The sequence below is a fragment of the Poriferisphaera sp. WC338 genome (assembly GCF_050931845.1).
In the GTDB taxonomy this organism is placed as follows: domain Bacteria; phylum Planctomycetota; class Phycisphaerae; order Phycisphaerales; family Phycisphaeraceae; genus Poriferisphaera.
In genome coordinates this window covers 3924864-3941165 of sequence record NZ_CP194516.1, presented here as the reverse complement: position 1 = coordinate 3941165, position 16302 = coordinate 3924864, and the positions used below count along the sequence as shown (strand labels likewise).

Genomic DNA, 16302 nt, shown 5'->3' with positions numbered 1-16302 from the left:
GCTTGTTAGTTTTATTTGGTGTTGATGTTGAGTCGTTTGAGCATGTCGGTGATTTCTTTGTTTTTCATGAAGATGTCCCAGCAGAGGCCGGTGCGGTAATTTTCCATCATGGGGACGATGGGGCCGGCGTCGATTGCGAGGAGGTTTTCGGAGTACCAATCTTGTGTGGGGTTGAATGCGTCGTTGAAGCCGAAGGGACCCCAGAGCTTCTTGCCGTAGGTGTGGTAGAAGTGTTTCATGGTGGCGATGGATTCTTCGGGGGTGTAGGGCATGGCGCTGAGTGCGGCGGTGGGGGTGATGGTGCCGTCGTCGCGACCGGGGATGGGTGCGTGTGCTTTATAGCCTTTGGGGTTTTCGCTGGAGGTGAGTCCCCAGACGAGGGCGGAGTAGTCTTTGAACTCGCCGGGGTTTTCGATGCAGTGGGCGCGGTTGATGAGGGTCATGTTTTTGTTGTGTTCAAAGTAGTTGGTGAACTGGTCGGTGATGGCGTTGGGGTCGAGGCCGAGGTAGGAGTAGTGTGTGAAGAAGAGTGGACCGCCGGGGCCGCCGGTGGGTAGACCGACAGCTTTCTTGTAGCCGAAGTAGGAGTTGCCGTTGGCGTATTTTTTGGGGTCTTTGATCCAGCCTTCGTTGTAGCTTTCGTCGGGGATGGGGTGTGTGGGTGAGGCGATGGCGAGCAGGTAGGTGATCATGCACTCGTTAAAGCCGTGGATGGGGTGGTTTTTTTTCCAGCCGTAGTCGGGTGACCAGTGCCAGTAGAGGATTTTGCCGTCTTTGTAGCGGAGGTACCAATCCCACTCGACTTCTTCCCAAAGTTGTGTAGAGCGTTTACGGATTTCGTTTTCGATGGGGTTGTCTTGGGTGAAGTATTGGCGAGAGGCGAGGATGCCTTCGACGAGGAAGGATGTTTCAACGATGTCGCCGCCGTTGTCAGCGGGGTTGAAGAAGGGGATGGTTTCGCCGGTGCGGCCGTTGAAGCGGTGAGCCCATGCGCCGTGGTAGCGAGGTGTTTTGTCTTGGAGGAAGCGGACGATTTTGAGGGTGCGCTTGGCGGCTTGTTCACGGGTAATGAAGTCGCGTTCTGCGCCGACGATGAGGTTGAAGAGTCCGAAGCCGGTGCCGCCGGAGACGCAGATGTCGCGAGCGTGGGATTCGTGTGTAGTGCCGGCGCGGGCGAAGCCGCTAACGGGGTGGGCGAAGTCCCAGAAGAAGCGGAAGGTTGCTTTTTGGATGGAGGTGAGCAATTCTTCGTCGGTCATGGCGAAGGTTTTGGCGGAGACGATGGCGGAGGGGGCGCTTTCGATGCCGTCTTCTTTAAGGATGGTGACTTTGTAGAAGAAGTGTTTGTCGTTCTCGCCGATGAAGTCGCTGTAGACGTTGTATTGATGAGGTTTTTTGTTGATTTTGGTGAAGGGGCCGTTTTTCGATTCTGAGCGGTAGACGTTGAAGTAGTCCAGATCGGTGTCGGAGATGCGGTCCCAGATGAGGTCGACGCGGGAGTCGTGTCCTTCGGCGGTGAGGTTGGTGGGCGCGTTGGATGTTGCTACTTTTGCCGCGGCGGATTGTGCGTGGGCGCAGGCGGCGGTGAAGTTGATCATGATGCAGATCATGGCGAGGGAGATGTATGCTTGGAGGTTGTGTTTTATGTTGTTCATCTTCTTATTGCTCTTGTTTTTGGCTTCGTGGATGTTGTGGTGTGAATCGAACAATTGTTGTTTGTTATTTCATGAGTACTTTGACGGTGGCGGTTGATCCGGCTTTGAGTGGCGGAATCAGATTGCCTTCGATGGGTTGATCGTTGACGAGGATGACGGCGACATTCTTGGCTTCGGGTGATGGTTTTTGTACTTCGATGGTGAATTCGCAGTCGCGGTAGGTGCGGACGGCTTTGTAGCCGGTCCAGTGTGAGGGGATACATGGGTCGATGAGGAGGCCGTCCCAGGTTGGTCGGATGCCGAGGACCCATTCGTTCATGACGCGGTAGAGCCATGCGGCGGAGCCGGTGTACCAAGTCCAGCCGCCACGTCCGTAGAAGGGTGAGTCTGGGCCGTCGACATTGCCGGGGGTGACGTAGGGTTCGCAGAGATAGAGGTCGGGGTCGTTGCCGCGGTTAATGGGGCAGAGGCTGGTGAAGAGTTTCCATGCTTTGTCGGCACGTTTGAGTGAGCATTCCATCATGATGGCCCATGCGCCGGCGTGTGTGTAGAGGCCGCCGTTTTCACGGACGCCGGGTGCGTAGCGTGTGAGGTATCCGACGTTTTCGTTTGGTTTGGTGTAGGCGGGTTGGAGGAGGAGCGGGCCGTAGTCGCGGTAGAGTTTTTTCTCGATGCTGTTGATGATGGTGTCGACACGTTCTTTGGGAGCGATGCCGTTGAGGATGGACCATGTTTGTGGGTTGAGGTGGATGTTGCCTTCGTCGCTGGTTTTGCTGCCGAGCAGGTCGCGGTCGTCTGTGCTTGCGGCCCAGTACCATTCGCCGTCCCAGCCGTGTTCGTTGACGGCGGTGGCGAGGATGCTGGCTTCGGTGAGGTATGTTTTTGCGGTTTCGGCTTGGTGGATTGAGAGTGTTTTGTTTTCGACGGCGCGATCGATCATGGCGGCGTAGTCGTTGAGGATGCCGAAGAGGAAGATGCCGACCCAGACGCTTTCGCCCTGCCCTCGCCAACCGGTGACAGAGAGTCCGTCGTTCCAATCACCGGTGCCGATGAGTGGGAGTCCGCGCTCACTGCGGCGTGAAAGTGATAAGCCGATGGCGCGGCAGCAGTGTTCGTGAAGTGTGCCGGTGACGATGGGGGCGTCTTTGTCGTTGTTGTAGTAGGGGATTTCGGTGTTGAGGATGTCGAGGTCGCCGGTGGCATTGAGGTAGTGGATGAGGACGAAGGGGAGCCAGAGTAGGTCGTCGGAGTAGTGGGATTCCATGCCTTGTTCGGTGATGGGTTGCCACCAGTGGAGGACGTGACCTTTTTCGTATTGATGTGCGGCGTGGAGGATGATCTGATCGCGGGTGCGGGTGGGCTGCATGTGCAGGAACATGAGGTTGTCTTGGAGCTGGTCGCGGAAGCCGTAACCGCCGCCGGTTTGGTAATAGCCGGTGCGGCCTTGCGTGCGTGCGGCCATGGTCTGGTACTTCAGCCAGTAGTTGGACATGAAGTTGAGCGAGTCGTCGGGGGTTTCGATCCAGGACTTGGTGAGTTCGCCTTGCCAGAGTTCTTTGGTGACTTCGAGTTCGTTGAGTGTGAGTTCGAGGTTTTCGTATTTTTCGAAGCTGTTTTTTGCGGCGGTTTCGTCTTTTGCGGTACCGAGTGTGAAGACGATGGTTTCGGATTCGCCGGGTGCGAGGGTGAGTGCGACGTTGAGTGAGGCGATGGAGTCGTCCCACTTGCCGGTGGTTTTGTTGAGGTATTTGCCTTCTTTGAGTGCGCGTGGTGCGGCGAAGTTGCCGAGGAGTCCGATGAAGGCTTCTTTGCTGCCGGACATGTCGGCGAGTGGTTTGCTGGCGGTGTGGAAGGCGATGCCTTCCCATGAACGGTTCCAGTGTTGGCCGGCGTCGTTGGTGACGTCCCACATGCGTTTGGCGGCGAAGATGGCGTTGGCGCTATGATCGAGTTTTGTTTCGGTGAAGACTTTGTGGAATTCGCGGTGCCAGTCGGGCGCGGTGCCGAGACACCATTCGAAGTAGGAGAACATGGAGAGGTTGCGGGTGCGTTCTGAGTTGTTGGTGACTTTGAGGATCCAGACTTCGTGTGTTGCGTCGTAGGGGACGTACATGGTGAGTTCGGATTCGATGAGGTTGTTTTCTGAGGTGATGGTGGTGTAGCCGAGGCCGTGACGGCATTCGTATTTTTCGGGTTCGCGGCAGACGGGTTTGTAGCCTGCGGACCAGTAGTCCATGCTGTCGGTGTCTTGGATGTAGATGTATTTGCCCCATTCATCGATGACGAGGTCTTGTGACCAGCGCGTGATTCGATTGAGGCCGGCGTGTTTATTCCATGAGTAACCGCTGCCGGATTGTGTGATGGTCATGCCGTAGGGGCCGGGGGCGATGACGTTGATCCATGGCTTTGGGGTATCGGGACGGGTGATGACGTATTCTTTGCCACCGTTTGCGAAGTAGCCGTATGTATTTTGGAATTGCTTTTTCTCTTTGGAGACGTTGTGCAATTCTGAATGGTTGTTTATCTCAGCTTGAGACATTTTTTCACCTCACTTGAATCAGTCGATTTGAAGGGGTTGATGTTGTTTGCGTTAGCCTTTGAGGCCGGTCATCGAGATCCCTTCAATGAGCTTGCGTTGTGTTATGAAGAATAGAAGGATGACGGGTAGCACGACGAGGGTGCTGGCTGCCATCAGGTAATGCCATTGTGTTCCGCCGGCGCGGCTTTGATAGAACTGCAAGCCGAGTGCGAGGGTGAAGTCTTTCTGGTCGGTGAGGTAGATGAGTGGATGGAGGAAGTCGTTCCATGTGCCGAGGAATTGGAAGAGTGCGACAACCATGAGCGCGGGTTTGGCGAGTGGGAGGATGATCTGCCAGAAGATTCGGAATTCGCTGCAGCCGTCGATGCGCGCGGACTCGGAGAGTTCTTTGGGGACGGTGCGGAAGAATTGTCTTAGGAGAAAGACGTTGAAGGCGCCGGCGAAGAAGCTTGGGACCCATAGGGGTTTGAGCGAGCCGATCCAGCCGAAGTTTTTGAACATGACGTAGAGGGGGACCATGATGACGGGGCCGGGGATCATCATGGTGGCGAGGCAGAGTGCGAAGAGTTTGTCGCGGCCTTTCCATTCGATGCGTGAGAAGCCGTAGGCGACGAAGGCGTTGGAGATGACGGCGCCGATGACGGTGAGCACGCAGAGGACGATGGTGTTACGGAGGTACCACCAGAAGTATTTCATTTCTTTGACGGCGAGCCCGAAGTTTTCCCAGCGCGGTTCGACCTTGTTTTTAAGGCTTTCTTTTGGGATGGTGTAGGTGGCGTCGGCGTTTTCGGGGCTGACGATGAAGGTGTTGTCTTTTTGTTCGACGACGCGGACGGGTTGTTCGACACCTTGGATTTCGGCGTAGCCTTGGGTGGGGATCCATGTCGGGGGGAAGGACATGGTTTGATCGATGGGCTTGAGCGCGGTGGAGATCATCCATAGCAGCGGCACCATAAACGCAAGTGCGCCTAGGAGCAGGATCAGGTTGAACAGGATTTTGTTGATCTTATCTAACATCTTGTTTTAATCACCTGCGTAGAAAACGTGTTTGCGCGAGAGTAGGGTGACGAGGATGGTGAGTGAAGCGATGAGGATGAAGAGGATCCATGCCATGGCGGAAGCGTATCCCATGCGCCAGTAGCTAAAAGCGTTTTGGTAGAGGTAGACGGAGTAGAAGAGTGCGGAGCGGTTGGGTCCGCCGCCGCCGAGCATGACGAAGGGCGTGACAAAAACTTGGAGCGCGCCGATGATGCCCATGATGAGGTTGAAGTAGATGACGGGTGAGATGAGTGGTGCGGTGATGTGGATGAGTCGTGTGATGGGTCCGGCACCGTCGAGTTCGGCGGATTCGTAGAGGGTTTGTGGGACTTCTTGAAGTGCGGCGAGGAAGATGACGACGGTGCCACCGATTTGCCACATGCTGACGAGGATGAGTGTGGGTTTGGTCCAGACGGGATCGGAGAGCCATTGCGGGCCTTCGATGCCGATGAAAGAGAGTGCGTAGTTGATCAGGCCGTACTTACCGTTGAAGAGCCAGATCCAAATCATGGCGACGGCGATGAGCGGGACGATGGAGGGGAGGAAGTAGATGGCGCGGAAGACGGAGCGGCCCATGATTTTTTGGTTGAGCATGATGGCGACGAGCAGCGCGAGGATGAGCGAGAGGGGGATGGAGAAGATGGCGTAGTAGAAGGTGTTGTAGAGTGACTTCCAGAAGACGGAGTCGCGGGCCATGTCGGTGAAGTTGGTGGTGCCGATCCAAGTTGGGTCGGAGAGGACGTTGAAGTCGCAGAAGGCGTAGTAGAGTGACATGCAGACTGGGTAGAGCATGAAGACGACGACGCCGATGAGCCATGGGCTGATGAAGCAGGTGCCGAGTAAAAATTGTTGGCGTTCTCTTTTGGTCATTGTTTGGCCGCCTCCGCGAGACGTTTCCATAGTGAGAGGCGGTTTTCACGGATCATTTCCCAACGCTTGGCGGTGCGATCCATTTTCCATTGGGTGCGGCTGCTGACTTCTTGCAGTGAGGCTTCGGTGGAGACATCCATGGAGCGGATGCGGTCGAGGCCGGTGAGCAGTTCGTCTTTGTATTCGTTCCAGATGGTGATGCGTGGGACGTAGCGGGCGTTTTCGCTTTTGGCGAGGTTCATGAAGACTTCGATGTAGGGATTGGGATGTTGATCGATGAACTCGTCGCTGACATCGGCGAGGGGACTGAACTTACGATGGCCGGTGCAGAGTTTTTCCATGGCGGTGCGTGTATTGACATAGCGGATGAACTCGAAGGCTTCGCTGGGGTTCTTTGCGCCGGCGGGTATGACGAGCAGATCGCACTCGACGACGGTGACATCGGGATTGGCTTTGGGGTCGAAGGACGGGAAGGGCGCGGCGGCCCAGTTGATGTGTGGTGCGAAGCGGCTGATGTAGTTGTAGGTCCAGACGCCGTGGATTTCCATGGCGACACGTTCGGAGAGGAAGCCGTCTTGGGGTGAGGCGTGATTGCCGAGTGAGGAGCCGAATTCGCGGAGGTTACGCAGGCCGTATTTTTCGAAGTAAGAGCGGTACCATTCAAAGGCGCGGCGGTTTTCGTCGCTGGTGATGGTGATGTTGTTGTTGCCGTCCCAGAGCGAGCCACCGAACCAGAAACCCCAGAGTTCGCGGAACCAGCCGGGGATGTCGGGTGAGTGGCCGAGCTGAATGATCTTGAAGTCTTTGCTTTGCTTCTCGGCATCGGTGAGGTCTGCGAAACTCAGTTGTACGGTTTGATTGTCGCGATCGACTTCGACGATGGTGAGTTGCTCGGCCATGCGGTCGAGTTCTTCGATAGATTGTGGTGGGTGGTTGGGATCAAGGTCGGCTTCTTTGAAGAGGCGCTTGTTCCAATGCAGTGCGAGTGTGGCGGGTGTCGTGGGCAGCGCCCATTGATAGCCGCGGTGGCCGCAAAGATCCCAGAAGACGGGGATGTAATCATCGCGGGTGATGTTGGCGGCTTCGAGATATTGATTGAGCGGGGTGAGTGCGCCGTTCTCGGCGAAAACGTTGATGGTGTGACTCCACACACCGGCAACATCAGGGGGGTTGCCGCCGGCGGTGGCGAGCATGAGCTTTTGATCGATGGAGCTGACGCTGAGCATCTTGACGAAGATGCGGTCTTGGGATGCGTTGAAGTCGTCGACGACTTGCTGCATGGCGTCGGCTTGGAAGCTGGTCCATTTTTCCCAGTAGTGGACGATCACCCGGCCGTCTTCGGTGCGGTCATTTTCGGACGAACATCCGCTGACGAAGATCGCCAGGCAACATAGGCAGTAACAGATGGTCTTGATGAAACGGGTCAATTGAAAGATCCTAAAAACGAAGAGCACGCGTGCGGTCAGGCTGACGATAGGGTGAGACAATCTTGGTTATTGAAGTTGGACCTTTCCAAGTTCGATGTGATCGTCGATGCTTTTCCATCGCCAGTTGAGCTTGAGGTCGGCGCTTTCTTTTTCGTTCACGCTTTTAATGGTGACGCCAATTTGGAGGTTGGCGAACTGCGTTGGTGTTGTTTTTAGATCTTTCCACGGAATCTTTGCAAGGATTTGATAGCCGGTTTCTGTTGTTGTGACGGTGGCGTCTATTTTATATCGCTGACCAAACCATTCATAGATTTTATTGGTGGGCGCGAAGCCAAACTGGAAGTCGTCGGTGTTCATCCATCGCAGGCCGTCGTTTTGCGGGTCGATGTAAAGCTCGACGCAATCTTGCATGTACATGTCTGAAGCGGGCATGCCGTTTTTGACGTTGCCGTCTTGGACGATGGCTTTAAAGTGGAGATAGTCACGATCCCACATGAGCGCGAAGCGAGCGGCGACGCCGTAGGCTTTGAAGGGTTGGCCGAGCTCAAGGTGTTCGTTAGTGTTCAGGTCGATCCACTGCGCTTTGTCCCATGTTTTGTCGGCAGAGACGATGGCCATGTCGGCTTTAAGGTTGGGTGAGCCGGCGGTGGCGTCGGATTGGCTGACGAGGGAGGTATTGCTTTTTAGATCGGAGGGATGATCGCGGAAGTTGGCGATCTTCATGGCGCGTTGGATTTCCGGATTGGCCATGAAGAGCTTCCAGATCAGACCGCTGCGGTGGTTTTCGATCATGAGCAGCGTGATGCCTTTGTCGATGCCGATGACATCTTTGGCGTACCATTTTTTGTCGAGGTTGAAGGCGTCGATGAAGCCGTATTTGCGCCATGTTTTGTTGGCGTGTTTTTTATACATGTAGCCAAGCGTTTGCATGCAGGCTTCAGGCGCGAAGGGAATTGATCCTGCGGGTGCGCAGGGGACGACGGTGCCATCAAAGTTTGCGGTGATGGGTGGCCCGCCCCAAGCGGTGTAGCCGCCGGCATGATCCGAAGCGGTCAGCCCCCAAAGATTCTCGCCGAGGTATGGGTACTTTTTGCTGAGATCGCTAATGAACATTTGGCGGTGCGCTTCGGTAGCCAAAACAGAGTTCATCCAGTAGTCGGCGTAGTCGTCGCGCTTGTTTCGAAAATCAACAAACGCATGAGAGAACTGATGTATGAACAGTGGCGGGTGTGACAGGAACGATTTGCCTTGGTACTCGATGACCGGTTCACGTTTCCAGCTGTGCCAGGTATTGGGTGGCAGGGGCTTGGTGTTTGAGCCGAGCCCGAGTAGTTGGAGCATGAGGTGTTCGCTGTAGTGCCCCCATGTTGATTGGCTGAAGCCTTGTTCGGGCTTCCAGCTCATCTTGATGATGCCGTGATCATTGAGGAACCAAGGGAAGTTCACGCGGTCGTAGATTTGCGTGGCCAATGATTCAACTTCAGTGCCTTTGTAGTATTGCCGGACGGTGAGCACGCCGCCGAGCAGCAAAGCGGTATCAATGGTGGAGAGTTCGCACTTCCAAACACGCTCGCCGGTTTCAATGTCGGTGAAGTGGTAGAACCAGCCTTCATGGTGTGGCATGTTTTGGTTCAGAAAACGCAGTGTTTTCAGAACACGATTGTATGCCTGTTCGTGTGTGATCCAGCCACGCTCTTCGGCGATACAGATGCCTGCTAGGCCGAAGCCGGTTGAGGCGGTGCTGGCGATACTGAACTTGCTTTCGCCGGAGGATCTTGCACGATCCGCGACGAGGCCGGACTTCTCACCAGATTGTTCCCAGAAGAATTGGAAACAGCGCTGTTGCATCTCGTCCATCAGCTTTTCATTAAAGCGCGATGTTTGAGCGGTCAGGTTTTGAGTGGGCAAGCACAGTTGACCGAAGATCAACCATGCTGCCAGTAGAAAGTATGTTCTCACGTTATTGCCATCCAACATTGAATTAAATCGAACTCGTTATCGTTCACAGTCATGTCTTTAAAGGAAGATCAATCGTGTGGCGGGAGGCTGTCGCTTGGTGTTGGTTTTCTTGGGTTGCCCCAGCGGAACCAAGGGTACCAGCCGTTCGGGTCGATGTTGGCGGTTCTGGGTGTACGATATTCAGCGTCAGCCATAAACTCGGCGTGGCCATCAAGGAAGCTAAGGTTGGCACCTTTTTCACCATGACGTGTGGCGGTGTGGTCATCTGGTGTACCCCAATCTAAATCCAGAGCAATCACGGTCCAGACCGGGTATTTAAGTTCCACGATCTTTCTGTCAATGATGCCATCAATAGGTTGGGAGAATGGGTTGCCGAACACATTCGGAGCGCCGGCAAGTGGCGTGTTGTAGCGGCCGATGTTGTCATTGAATTTGTAGTCGGTGTTGTAGGCTTTGCCATCCCAAAGGTTCGCACCAGAGTTACCGGTATAGGGTGAGCCGAACTTGCTTTCATAGATCATGTTACCCCATGGACGCGGTGGTCTGATCGCATTCCACTCTGCGCCGCCGGTGCCTGTGCTTTCACCCGTTGGGCATATATATACATCTTTGGATGAAATGTAATCATCAAGCAGGTAGATCATGTCACCTTGATTGTCTTTTGACAAGGGTGGCAAGCGGTTAAAGTCATGTGCGTAGAATTGTGAGCCGATCGAGATTTGCCGAAGGTGTTGCAGGCAAACTGACTGTTGCGCGGTTCTTCTGGCGACACCCAGTGCAGGCAGCAAGATACCGACAAGCAGGGCAATGATAGAGATAACAACAAGTAACTCGATCAGTGTGAAGGCGCCTTTCATGACGTAACATCCATTCTTTCTACCCTCTGGATGAAGATTTGAATGTGTCATTCCCATGCATTTCATTTTGGTAATCCTTGTTTCGCTCTTTGTGAAGAGGCTGGTAAAGGGTGAGTGAGGAGTTATTACCCTCCTCACCCAACTCATTCAATGGTTATGATTTGGCAGTGCGACGTCGAGCGAGTGCTCCGAGTCCACCAATACCGAGAAGCATCAAGCTTGCTGGTTCTGGAACAACTCCCAAACCTAATACACCGTTTGCGATCACACCATCTTCCCAAGTAGCGATCTCACCGTCTGAAGCGAGGAACTTAAAGGTTCCTGTTGCGTCATCGGTCAGGGTGATGCGTGCAACCGTGAATCCGGTTTGATTGGTGATGCCGCTGCTGCCACCAGGGGGGAACCAAGCGATGTCGATTGCGCTGGTGGAGAAGGTTGCGCCGGGGTTGCCGCCAAGGTTAACTGCCCCACCAGCGGTGCCGGGGGTGATACCGCCTTGCACAAGTGCACCGCCGGTAATGAATGTGTCAAACTCAAGTGTAGGAACAAAGCCGAAGAATGCAGCGTTTGGCGCGGTGTCGCTACCGGCATTATCTTGATAGATTCCGCCGCTGGTAAGGGAAAGGATCAACTGTGATCCGTCCCACTGGCCGGTGTAATCAATCGCGATGTCGTTGGTGATGTGGCCGGACAATGCGCTGCTGTTGTCAACTTGGCTAAACGAGACGTTGTTGACGGTTGCGGTCGCGGTTGATGCCATTGCTCCGATGGTCAAGGCTGTCAGAAACTTATTCAACATGTTTAGAACCTCCAGTTATTTTCATGTCATTTATTATGATGTTTGTATGGATCGAATGTGATGTTTGAAATTAGGCATCCACAGAACGGTTGCGGCGGATAAGTGCGAGGCTACCCAAGCCAAACACAAGTGCGCTGACGGGTTCTGGAATGGTGAACACAGGTGCGGTTAGGTTGGCCGGTGCCACGGTGCTGCCGAACGTATTGCCCCAGTTTTGCAGGACCAAGCTGAGTTCATTTTGATCAACAGTGCCGGTTGGATCGCCGTAGTCCCAGCCTGCAGGAATGCCGTTGGCATCAGTGTCAACGCCCCAGTTTTGAAGCACAAGACTCAAGTCGCCCTGTGCAACAAGGCCATCGCCGTCATAGTCGCCATCAATATAGACATAGAGATCGGTGAAAAGGCTGTCGATATAGTCGTTGGCAAATGATGTTGCATCACCAAAGCCGAAGCCTGCTGGGTCGTTATCCGCAACATGTGCCTGCATGAACAGACCGATCTTCGTGCCATCTTCTAAGCCCGCACTGACTTCAGCTGCAATCGCTCCAGAACTTTCAACATCAATCCCATCTGCGCCTGCATCAAAGAAATATTCATAGGTTGCCGGCTGTGTGTTGGGGTCAGCACCTGCTGCAGTATATTTCAAGCGGATTCTTGCGCTAGTGCCCGGTGTATAGGTGACAGGGCTGGCGTTCGTGCCGAATACGTGTTTTGGAAAGTATGCACCGCTGATACCAAACCCACCAACTTCCCCTTCGTCATTGTCGGTGGTGACCAGGAGCAAGCTGTTTGCGGCCGGGTCATTGGGATTTTGCAAACGGAAGCCCGCTTCTTTTCGACAGCAGTTGTTGCCAGCGTCTGTATAGCCCGCATCAAGATTCACCGTCACACTAATGTCAAATGATTCATTACGATTCAATGTAACTTTAGAGCTACCATCATCGGTGAGCCAAGCATTGGTGCGGTTGGCACTGAATCCCCATTGCGATGGATCGTTGTCGTATTGGTTCTCGACCATGTGCAGCGAGTTTGTACCGTTAACAATCACTTGATTTGGTGCCGTGCCTGTAAGGCTTGTACCGTTAATTTGTAGGTTACTATTCGGAAAAGCTTGTTGGTGTGTTCCGGGAGGTGGATCATCACGTTGGACGATGAATCCGCTGACGTTTTGAATCGCAGCAGTTGCCGTGGTGGCTGAGGATGCCAGCAAGGTCACCGCTGTGATTGCTTTTAATGTTCCAATTTTCTCCATCTCAATTCTCCTGAAAATGCGCTTTTATGATTCCAAGCACTTTGTTTTAATTTTCATGTTGACCGAACGGTAATAGTGAAATTATGAATCTGAATTATTTGATCTCATATAAATGTAGCTTTGTACTCGATATGCGATTCTTCCCAAGTAACTGGCACAGCTATAACCAGCACACAAACGATGTTGAATGCAATCGATACAATAAAATTCTTTACATGCAGCTATTCAATAAACACGTTATCTTGTCTCACGCCGCACGATCTTCGCACAACTAACTCTGTATTAAGAACGTGATCTGTTGGCCGCTTCTCCTGTGAGTTGAGCTGTTCGATCACGGTTCTACAGGCGACCTGCCCCATTTTCCGCATTGGTGATCTTACGGTGGTTAAACCCAGATACCGAGCGGAATCCATATCGTCATACCCGACGAGTGCCATATCTTGTGGCACATTTAAGCCTTGTTCATTGAGTGCACGCAAAACACCGATTGCCATCGGATCGTTAAACGCAAACACTGCATCCGGTAACTCTTTCCCTGATAACAACCATTGCTTCATTAAGTCGTAGCCGGAACGATCGTAAAAGTTGCCCTGCCAAATCAATTCTGGATCAATGTCATAACCCAAACGGTTAGCTGCTCTTTGGCAGCCTTCCCATCGCTGGTCAGCATCGAAAGTTTCGCGCGGGCCACGCACAATGGCGATCCGCTTATAGCCATGCGTAACTAAGTGGGTCATGGCTTCATCCGCGCCATTGGCATTATCCAAGCGCACGTTGGTAACCATCGCACCTTTCACTGGTCGATCAATCAAGACGATCGGCATGCTTTCCCGAACGATTTCACGCAGGAAATCTTCTGGCATACCCAAGTTCATTAAGATCAGCGAGTCAACACGGCCACCATGTACATAACTAGAAACCAATGCCGGCTCATCTTTATAGTTAAGTGCAAAACCAACCGTGATGTGTAAGTTGTGATAGGTTGCGACTTCGTTCACACCCATAAGGACCTCAGAGAAGAACCCCTTGTCGATACCGGGGAAAATGACGCCGATGGTGTCGGTTCTCTGGCGGGCCAATGCTCTTGCTGAATAGTTAGCGGTGTAGCCGAGTTCACGGACAGCCTGCATCACTTTATTGCGGGTTGCCTCGCGGACGAGCGGGCTATTGTTAAGGACACGTGAAACAGTCGCGGTCGATAGGCCGGTTACCTTTGATACATCTGTGACTGTTACGGATTGGGATTTTGCCATCACTCTTTCCTGAATGTAACCGGTTGCATTACGTTGGTATTGTAACCGGTTTCATAATATGGTCAAGATCTTTTTTAATTGTTTTTAAAACACAATATAAGCTGTAAACTATTATGTCTAAACATTTAATGATCTCACTATTCTGCTCGGCACAAAAACATAAATCACTTGTGTCGTTTGCATTGCAGGTTCCGCAGGAGTTTTAAGTGTCTTGTGCGGATGATACGGCGGCCTGCTTCTTGCCTTCCATTATACAGATGTGTTTAAGTGTCGTTTGATATTACCTTTAAGAATACATTTTGTTTCTATTGATTCAATAAGTGTATTGTAATAAATGTTTTACGGATGGACTTGGATTTATATTTGATGTGGCGATTCTCTATCTACACTGTAGTGAAGGATTTAGATGCAATGGTCTGTAACTATGCTATTATCCCATATCTTAAGAGGGTAGATCAAGTGTAGATGTCTGAAAACGCCATTCATTAGGCTATATAAGCGAAGTGAATTGCATGGGTAGCGATACACATATGATGTAGGTTCCAAGGGGGATTATCCGGCTATTATTACGTAAGTCCATTGTCAAAAAATACTAATGATTTCGCATTGGATCTTTGTCAAAAAGTTTTAACAAAACTGTTGACACAATCCACAATTGTTTTAATATTGTAACCGGTTACAAAAATGATCCGCTTGGCGAGGTGAGTCATCGTAACCATCCATGGATCTGAATCGTTTTATATGTGACAGCAGTACGGGCAGGAATGGAAGAGAGATCACTCTGGCACGGTAAACAGCAAACGAAAACTGTGCTCACTTTCATTTCACTTTTCATCTCAGAGACGGTCTCTGAACCGGTCGTTCGACTTGTTAGATTTTGAATGCAATTGGAGAAAGAAAAGGAGAGAACATGATGAAGTTTAAGCTCACAACATTGTTTGGGGGTGCTGCTGCACTGATGATCGCCGGGTCCGCTCAAGCGAACCTACTGACTGATGGTGGCTTTGAAGCGGCAACCGATCAATTTACTCACCCCAACTGGACCATGGTGACCAACACGCCAGATCCGGGTAGTCCAACTGCTCAGTCCGCCCGTTTCCAGAATTCTGGTTGGGCAAGCTTCCCGCATGGTGTTCCTGGTAAAGGTGTATGGTTCCGTGGCTTCCTCGGTAAGAGCGCTGCTGCGACTGCGAACGCTAAGGTGACCCAAGCTGTTGCGCAAGCTGGTGCTGCTGGTCAGACATACACGCTGACAGCCAAGTCACGTATCGCAGAAAACTTCAATATCAATCCTGCAGTTGATAGCCAGGCCATCTTGGCGATCGATTTCCTTGATGCTTCAATGAATGTCATCGGGACATCGGCGATTGATGTGTATGACACCGCACAAACAAATGGCACACTCCAGCCAAGTCTCGGTGCGGACAATTCACTTTGGTGGTTTGATTACAGCGTCAGTGGTACGGCTGTTGCCGGTACCGCTTTTGTTCAAGCTCGTCTTGAAATGATTGATGGCCTTGATGCCTCTATCTCTGGCGATCAAGCGGCTCTCTTTGACGATCTGGTCCTGACGGTTCCAGAACCTGCATCTGCGATGCTCGCACTCACCGGACTTTTCGGCTTGGCGGGACTGCGTCGCCGCTCTGCATAAACGACTCTCAAAACACGGATAAACCTGACCCATCCGTCTAAGGCGAGGAGGTATGCAGAAATGTGTACCTCCTTTTTTGATCAACAAAGTGATGAAAACTAAAACGACAAATATATTTTGCCTTGCGACCATGTTAGTTGGAAGCTCATTGATATCTTGCGTCCAATTAAATCAATCAGAAATGACACAGATAGAACCTTTGCGTGTCATGAGTTTCAATATCAGATATGGCACGGCTAACGATAAAGAGAATCATTGGCGCCACCGCAAGATGATGGTAGCTGAAACGATCCATCGGTTCCGCCCTGGCCTGTTGGGAGTGCAGGAGGCTCTGGTGTTTCAGATTGGTTTTCTCGATGAGCAATTAGAGGGCTATGCGCGGGTTGGTGTGGGGCGAGACGATGGGGAAGAAAAAGGCGAATATACAGCGATCTATTACCGGCAAGACCGGTTTGAGCTGAAGCGGTCGGGACACTTTTGGCTTAGTGAGAAACCGAACGAGCCAGGCAGTGTGAGCTGGGATAGTTCGATGACACGGATGGCGAGCTGGGCGGTGTTGCATGATCGTTTAAGTGATCGTTTGGTGTTTGTGCTGAATACGCACTGGGATCATGTGGGTAAGCAAGCGCGGCTTGAATCAGCGGCACTAATTCGAGAGAAGCTCAGCAAACTTGCGATGGGTTTGCCAGCAGTATTGCTGGGTGATTTTAATAGCACCGAAGACAGCCCACAGTATGCATTGATGATGGGCGCTGAAACAGATTTGCGGTTGGTGGATACGTACCGTGCGGCTCATCCTGTGAGAAAAAAAGCTGAGCTGACGTGTCATTATTTTAAGGGGTACATGGACGGATCGCGGATTGATTGGGTTTTGGTTACAGGTGAATTTGATGTGTTAGATGCGGGGATCGAACGTTCGGCAGGGCAGGCGCGTAAGCCTTCGGATCATTATCCGGTCTGGGCGGTATTGACGTTGAAGGACAAGCAAGACTAATCATTATT

Annotated in this window: 12 protein-coding genes; 2 read left to right on the top strand and 10 right to left on the bottom strand. The window is 52.3% G+C overall.

The window, feature by feature from the left end; genetic code table 11:
* Positions 1 to 11: 11 nt before the first annotated feature.
* From ACQ6WK_RS16315 to ACQ6WK_RS16270, 10 genes are all read right to left on the bottom strand, one after another.
* Positions 12 to 1655 (bottom strand): glucoamylase family protein, encoded by a 1644-nt coding sequence (locus ACQ6WK_RS16315; protein ID WP_432798456.1) that lies wholly within the window; start codon positions 1653 to 1655, stop codon positions 12 to 14.
* Positions 1656 to 1719: 64 nt separating this feature from the next.
* Complete coding sequence (locus tag ACQ6WK_RS16310) at positions 1720 to 4194, bottom strand: GH36-type glycosyl hydrolase domain-containing protein (RefSeq protein ID WP_432798455.1); 2475 nt, start codon at positions 4192 to 4194, stop codon at positions 1720 to 1722.
* 51 nt (positions 4195 to 4245) lie between these two features.
* The gene (locus ACQ6WK_RS16305; RefSeq protein WP_432798454.1) at positions 4246 to 5211 is read right to left on the bottom strand and encodes a carbohydrate ABC transporter permease; all 966 of its coding nucleotides are present in this window, start codon (positions 5209 to 5211) and stop codon (positions 4246 to 4248) included.
* Positions 5212 to 5217: 6 nt separating this feature from the next.
* Complete coding sequence (locus tag ACQ6WK_RS16300) at positions 5218 to 6102, bottom strand: carbohydrate ABC transporter permease (protein ID WP_432798453.1); 885 nt, start codon at positions 6100 to 6102, stop codon at positions 5218 to 5220.
* Entirely contained in the window at positions 6099 to 7529 is a 1431-nt protein-coding gene (locus ACQ6WK_RS16295; protein WP_432798452.1) for an ABC transporter substrate-binding protein, read from the bottom strand. Before ACQ6WK_RS16295 ends, ACQ6WK_RS16300 begins: the two co-directional genes overlap by 4 nt.
* 66 nt (positions 7530 to 7595) lie before the next feature.
* The gene (locus tag ACQ6WK_RS16290; protein WP_432798451.1) at positions 7596 to 9386 is read right to left on the bottom strand and encodes a glucoamylase family protein; all 1791 of its coding nucleotides are present in this window, start codon (positions 9384 to 9386) and stop codon (positions 7596 to 7598) included.
* A 170-nt stretch (positions 9387 to 9556) separates the two neighbouring features.
* A complete protein-coding gene (locus tag ACQ6WK_RS16285; protein WP_432798450.1) occupies positions 9557 to 10345 on the bottom strand; it encodes a type II secretion system protein in 789 nt (262 codons plus the stop codon).
* Positions 10346 to 10499: 154 nt separating this feature from the next.
* A complete protein-coding gene (locus ACQ6WK_RS16280) occupies positions 10500 to 11144 on the bottom strand; it encodes a PEP-CTERM sorting domain-containing protein (protein WP_432798449.1) in 645 nt (214 codons plus the stop codon).
* A 70-nt stretch (positions 11145 to 11214) separates the two neighbouring features.
* Complete coding sequence (locus tag ACQ6WK_RS16275; protein ID WP_432798448.1) at positions 11215 to 12396, bottom strand: hypothetical protein; 1182 nt, start codon at positions 12394 to 12396, stop codon at positions 11215 to 11217.
* A 221-nt stretch (positions 12397 to 12617) separates the two neighbouring features.
* Positions 12618 to 13649: a LacI family DNA-binding transcriptional regulator gene (locus tag ACQ6WK_RS16270; protein ID WP_432798447.1), complete on the bottom strand. Its 1032-nt coding sequence runs from the start codon at positions 13647 to 13649 to the stop codon at positions 12618 to 12620.
* Between the two features lie 910 nt (positions 13650 to 14559).
* Between ACQ6WK_RS16270 and ACQ6WK_RS16265 the strand changes: the two genes are divergently transcribed.
* Together ACQ6WK_RS16265 and ACQ6WK_RS16260 are read left to right on the top strand one after the other, a co-directional pair.
* Positions 14560 to 15300 (top strand): VPLPA-CTERM sorting domain-containing protein, encoded by a 741-nt coding sequence (locus ACQ6WK_RS16265; RefSeq protein ID WP_432798446.1) that lies wholly within the window; start codon positions 14560 to 14562, stop codon positions 15298 to 15300.
* A 52-nt stretch (positions 15301 to 15352) separates the two neighbouring features.
* The gene (locus tag ACQ6WK_RS16260) at positions 15353 to 16294 is read left to right on the top strand and encodes an endonuclease/exonuclease/phosphatase family protein (RefSeq protein WP_432798445.1); all 942 of its coding nucleotides are present in this window, start codon (positions 15353 to 15355) and stop codon (positions 16292 to 16294) included.
* The last annotated feature ends 8 nt before the right edge of the window (positions 16295 to 16302 follow it).